5 protein-coding genes are annotated in these 4,499 nt (G+C 75.1%); 4 read left to right on the forward strand and 1 reads right to left on the reverse strand.

Annotation, left to right across the window (positions count from 1 at the left end; all coding sequences use genetic code 11):
* Nucleotides 1-41: 41 nt before the first annotated feature.
* A complete protein-coding gene (locus ACWGDE_RS36485) occupies nucleotides 42-212 on the reverse strand; it encodes a hypothetical protein (protein WP_453393376.1) in 171 nt (56 codons plus the stop codon).
* A gap of 224 nt (nucleotides 213-436) precedes the next feature.
* On the opposite strand from ACWGDE_RS36485, the gene ACWGDE_RS36490 reads away from it, so the two are divergent.
* The 4 genes from ACWGDE_RS36490 to ACWGDE_RS36505 are packed head-to-tail and all read left to right on the forward strand — an operon-like array spanning nucleotide 437 to nucleotide 4,446.
* Nucleotides 437-1,783: an NYN domain-containing protein gene (locus tag ACWGDE_RS36490; RefSeq protein WP_453393377.1), complete on the forward strand. Its 1,347-nt coding sequence runs from the start codon at nucleotides 437-439 to the stop codon at nucleotides 1,781-1,783.
* A 28-nt stretch (nucleotides 1,784-1,811) separates the two neighbouring features.
* A complete protein-coding gene (locus ACWGDE_RS36495) occupies nucleotides 1,812-2,852 on the forward strand; it encodes an ABC transporter ATP-binding protein (RefSeq protein ID WP_453393378.1) in 1,041 nt (346 codons plus the stop codon).
* On the forward strand, nucleotides 2,849-3,664 hold the full coding sequence (locus tag ACWGDE_RS36500; protein WP_453393379.1) for an ABC transporter permease: 816 nt from the start codon (nucleotides 2,849-2,851) through the stop codon (nucleotides 3,662-3,664). Before ACWGDE_RS36495 ends, ACWGDE_RS36500 begins: the two co-directional genes overlap by 4 nt.
* 53 nt (nucleotides 3,665-3,717) lie before the next feature.
* Nucleotides 3,718-4,446, forward strand: a complete 729-nt coding sequence (locus tag ACWGDE_RS36505) for a hypothetical protein (protein WP_453393380.1) — start codon at nucleotides 3,718-3,720, stop codon at nucleotides 4,444-4,446.
* The last annotated feature ends 53 nt before the right edge of the window (nucleotides 4,447-4,499 follow it).

The following is a 4,499-nucleotide window of genomic DNA, read 5'->3' on the forward strand; positions in this document are numbered from 1 at the left end:
CCGGTCGACCGGGGCGGGCCCTTCCCACGTGCGGGGAGGCCTCAGTTGTGGCCGAACTTCTTTTCCTTGCGCTTGCCGGCCATGTGCATCGGACTCGGCGCCGAGGACGGGGAGGGCGCGGGCGCGGATTCCATCGAGGTCTTCGACGGATCCTGCGATGCCGTGCGGTCCTGTGACTTGGCGGGCTGCTGGCGGTTCTTGTTCTTGGCCATGGGAAGCCTCCGTGGGGGTTGTAGGGGCCAGGGCCGCCTTCACACTCACACAACGCCGCATACCGCGCATTTTGGATCATTACCCCGCGTAGTCGAAGGCCCTCCCGCGCGGCCCCGCCAGATCCGCCACGCCGATGATCGAGTTCCGGCCGTCAACGCCCTTGCGGTCGGGCAGACTCGGGGGACCCGCCGAGAAACACACCAGAGGACCCCCAGGGAAGAGGGTGGTACGCGTGGACCGCTGCGTCGTCCTGGTGGACGCCGGCTATCTGCTGGGCGCCGCCGCGAGCCTTCTCGCAGGGGAGCCCTCACGCTCCCGCATCACCGTGGACCATGCGGCCCTCATCCAGGGCCTGCGCGAGCGGGCCGAGGCCGATACCGAGCAGCCGCTCCTGCGGATCTACTGGTTCGACGGCGCACCCGACCGGGTGCCCCAGCCCGAACACCGCCGGCTGCGCGTCATGCCCCGCGTCACCGTCCGGCTCGGCGCCCTGACCCGAAGCGACGGCCGGTGGGCCCAGAAGGGCGTCGACGCGGCCATGCACGCCGAGCTCACCGAGCTGGCCCGCAACCGCGCCTGCTCGGACGTCGTACTCGTCACCGGTGACGGAGACCTGCTGCCCGGCCTGATGTCCGCCAAGGAACACGGGGTCGCCGTCCACCTGTGGGCCGTCCAGGCCGCCGACGGCGACTACAACCAGTCCGAGGACCTCGTCGCCGAAGCCGACGAACGTCGCGTCCTGGACCGCACCTGGATCACCCGCGCCGTCCGCGCCCGCGACCTCACCGGACTGTGCACCCCCGCGCCGGCCCCGCGCCCCGAGATCGCCGCGATCCTCTCCGCCCCGCTGCCCGAGGCCGCCCTCGCCGAGGCCGCGCGCGGCAACGGAAACCGGGCGCCGGCGCCCGTGGAACCCGAGGAGGGCGGCGTACCCGCCCCGGCGTCACCCACCACCGCCAACGGCAAGACCGTCCCCACCCCGAAGGACCTCGCCGGCGCCCTGCGCGCACCCGGCGCCGCCGCACCCACCCCCGCCGCGGTCCAGGGCCTCGGCGCCGCACCGGCCGGCAGCGCCCTGCGCTGGTCCTCCGACAAGGGCTGGATCGACCGCGCCGGCCCCCTCGGCGAACCCGCCGAGACCGCCTCGCTGCCCACCCTCGCCCAGCTCACCTCCGCCGAACAGCGCTGGGCGGACCGCGAGGAGGACATCACCACCGTCGGCGGCGACCCCTTCGAGGTCGGCCAGGTCTTCGCCCGGCGCTGGATGGAACGCCTCCCCGAGACCGTCCACCTGCAGAAGCTCGCCACCATGTACCCGCGCATCCCGCACCGGATCGACGGGGAGCTGCTGCGCTACGCCGCCCGGTTCGGGCTCCTCGCCCACAAGGACGACCAGATCGACGAGCACGACCGCTACGCCATCCGTGCCGGGTTCTGGCGCGAGATCGACGTCAGGGCGGCCGCCGAACACGTGGCCGCCTCCGGCACGGCGTCCCCGCAGGTCCCCGCCGCCCCCGCGGGCCCGGCGGCCGCGGCCCTGGCCGTCCCGGCGGCCCCGGCAGCCGAGTAGGAGCCGGAACCCCGTAGGCTGCTCCCTCGTGAGTACGGGCACAGCACAGAGCGATACGGGCACGGCAGCGGCCGCGGGAGCGGCCCCCGACGTGGTCTGCGCGGTGCGTGACCTGGTCAAGACGTACCCCGCGGTCCGCGGACGGCGCGGGGCCCCCGCCCTGCCCGAGACCCGCGCCACCGACGGGATCTCCCTGGACGTGCGGCGCGGCGAGATCTTCGGCCTGCTCGGACCCAACGGCGCCGGCAAGTCCACCCTGGTCCGCCAGCTCACCGGGCTGATGCGGCCCGACGCGGGCTCGGTGACCCTGCTCGGCCACGACCTCGTGCGCCACCCCGAGCGGGCCTCCCGGCTGCTGTCCTACCTCGGGCAGGAGTCCACCGCCCTCGACGAGCTCACCGTGTCCCTGGCCGCCGAGACCACCGGCCGGCTGCGCGGGCTCGGCCTGCGCGAAGCGCGGGCCGCGCGGGACTCCGTACTGGAGGAGCTCGGGCTGACCGAGATCGCCGGGCGGCCCCTGAAGAAGCTCTCCGGCGGACAGCGGCGCCTGGCCTGCTTCGCCGCCGCACTGGTGGGGGAGCGGCCCGTACTCGTCCTCGACGAGCCCACGACCGGGATGGACCCGGTGGCCCGGCGGGCCGTCTGGACCGCCGTCGACCGCCGCCGCGCCGAGACCGGCGCCACCGTGCTGCTGGTCACCCACAACGTCATGGAGGCCGAGACCGTCCTCGACCGGGTCGCCGTCATCGACCAGGGCCGGGTCATCGCCTGCGACACCCCGGCCGGGCTGAAGGCCCAGGTCTCCGACGAGGTCCGCCTGGAACTCGTCTGGCGCACCGCGCCGCCGCTGGACCTCCCGGAGGTCGCCGCGCTGGCCGCGTCCGCCACCGAATCGGGACGGCGCTGGGTGCTGCGCCTCGGACCCGACGAGGCGCGGGCGGCGGTGGCCGCCGTCACCGGCGGCCCGGCCTTCGCCGCGCTCGACGACTTCACGCTGGCGACGCCGAGCCTGGAGGACGTGTACCTCGCACTGGGCGGACGTACGTCGAAGGGACTGGTGAAGGCGTGAGCTCCACTGCCACGGACGCGGCCACGGCCCCCGCCGCCACGGGCCCGGCGTACGCCCCGGACCCGCTGGCTCCGCGCGCCCGGTTCTTCCCGGCCCTCGCCGCCGTCTACCGGGCGCAGCTGTCCCGGGCGCGGGTCTCGCGCATCCCGCTGCTGTTCGTCGCCACCTTCCAGTCCGTCGGAATCATGATCCTGATGCGCGGCGTGGTCGACGGGGGCTCCGAGGCGCGCGCCGTCGTCGCCGGGTCCTCCGTGCTGGTCGTCGCCTTCGTCGCGCTGAACCTGCTCGCCCAGTACTTCGGACAGCTCCGGGCGAGCGGCGGGCTCGACCACTACGCCACCCTGCCGGTGCCGCCCGCCTCGGTCGTGCTCGGCGCGGCCGCCGCGTACGCCTCCTTCACGCTGCCGGGCACCCTGGTCACGGCCGTCTTCGGATCCGTGCTGTTCGGGCTCCCGATGGGCGGACTGTGGATCCTGGCGGCCGTCGTACCGCTGGCCGGGGCCGCGCTCGCCGGGCTCGGCGCGGCGCTCGGCCTGCTCGCGCCCCGGCAGGAGCTGGCCACGCTCGCCGGACAGCTCGGCATGTCCGCCGCGCTGCTGCTGGGCGTACTGCCGCCCGAGCGGATGCCCGACCTCATCGTGTGGGCGCGCGACCTGCTGCCGTCCACGTACGGGGTGGAGGCCTTCGCCCGTACCTTCGAGCCGCACCCGGACTGGGCGGCTGTCCTCCTCGACCTCGGCGTGTGCGGGGCCGTCGGCGTCCTGTCCCTGGCCGTGGCGACCTGGGCGTACCGGCGCGCGGCCGTCCGCTGACGCCCGGGGCGGCCGACCCCGCCCTTCGTTCGAGGACCTGGCACGATGTGGGGGTGACCGAAGCCGTGACCCCCTATGACAAGGCCGACCAGCCCCCGCTGCCGTCGCCCTCGCCTTTCCCTGCGCCTTCGAACGAGCCGGAGCCCGCGGTCTCCGCGGCCGACGTCCGGGACGGGGCCGCCATCGCCCTCGTCGTGGGCGTGGCCGGCCTGCTGCTCGGGGTGCTGTGGGCATGGCTCGCGCCGCGCGTGCAGTACGTCTCGAACGGGGAGGCGGTGTTCCTGAAGAACACCGAGAGCGAGGCGCGCATCGGGGCCGACGCGACGTTCTTCCTGCTGTCGGCCGGGCTCGGTGTGCTGAGCGCCGTCGCGGTCTTCCTGTGGCGCAGGCGCGGTGGCGTCCCGCAGGTCGTCGGGCTCGTGGCCGGATCGGCGTTCGCCGCGGTGGTGGGGTGGCGGTTCGGGCTGTGGCTCGGCCCCTCCTCGGACCTGGTGGCGGTCGCCCGGCGGGCGGGCAAGGGGGTTCCCTTCGATGCGCCGCTGGAGCTCATGGCGCACGGGACGCTGCTCGTCTGGCCGATGACCGCGGTGATCGTCCATCTGGCGCTGACGGCGATGTGGGGGCCGCGGGAGCCCGCGCCGGCGCTGTCGATGACCTGGCCCGCAGCGGGCTACTACGCAGCCCCCGGCACCCCCGGCCAGTCCCCGGCGGCCCCGGGCGCGGACCCGGCGGCTCCCGGTGCCCCGGACCCGTCGCCCGGCACGGAGCCTCCCCGCCCGTAGCCCGACCGGTACGGCGGACCCTGCGGGGGCTTGTCCCCTACCCGCCCTTCCCC

Source organism: Streptomyces sp. NPDC054956, from assembly GCF_053609185.1.

What these genes read in the sequence shown, in the direction of transcription:
- ACWGDE_RS36485 (WP_453393376.1), bottom strand. Translation starts at nt 212, where the DNA reads ATGGCCAAGAACAAGAACCGCCAGCAGCCCGCCAAGTCACAGGACCGC.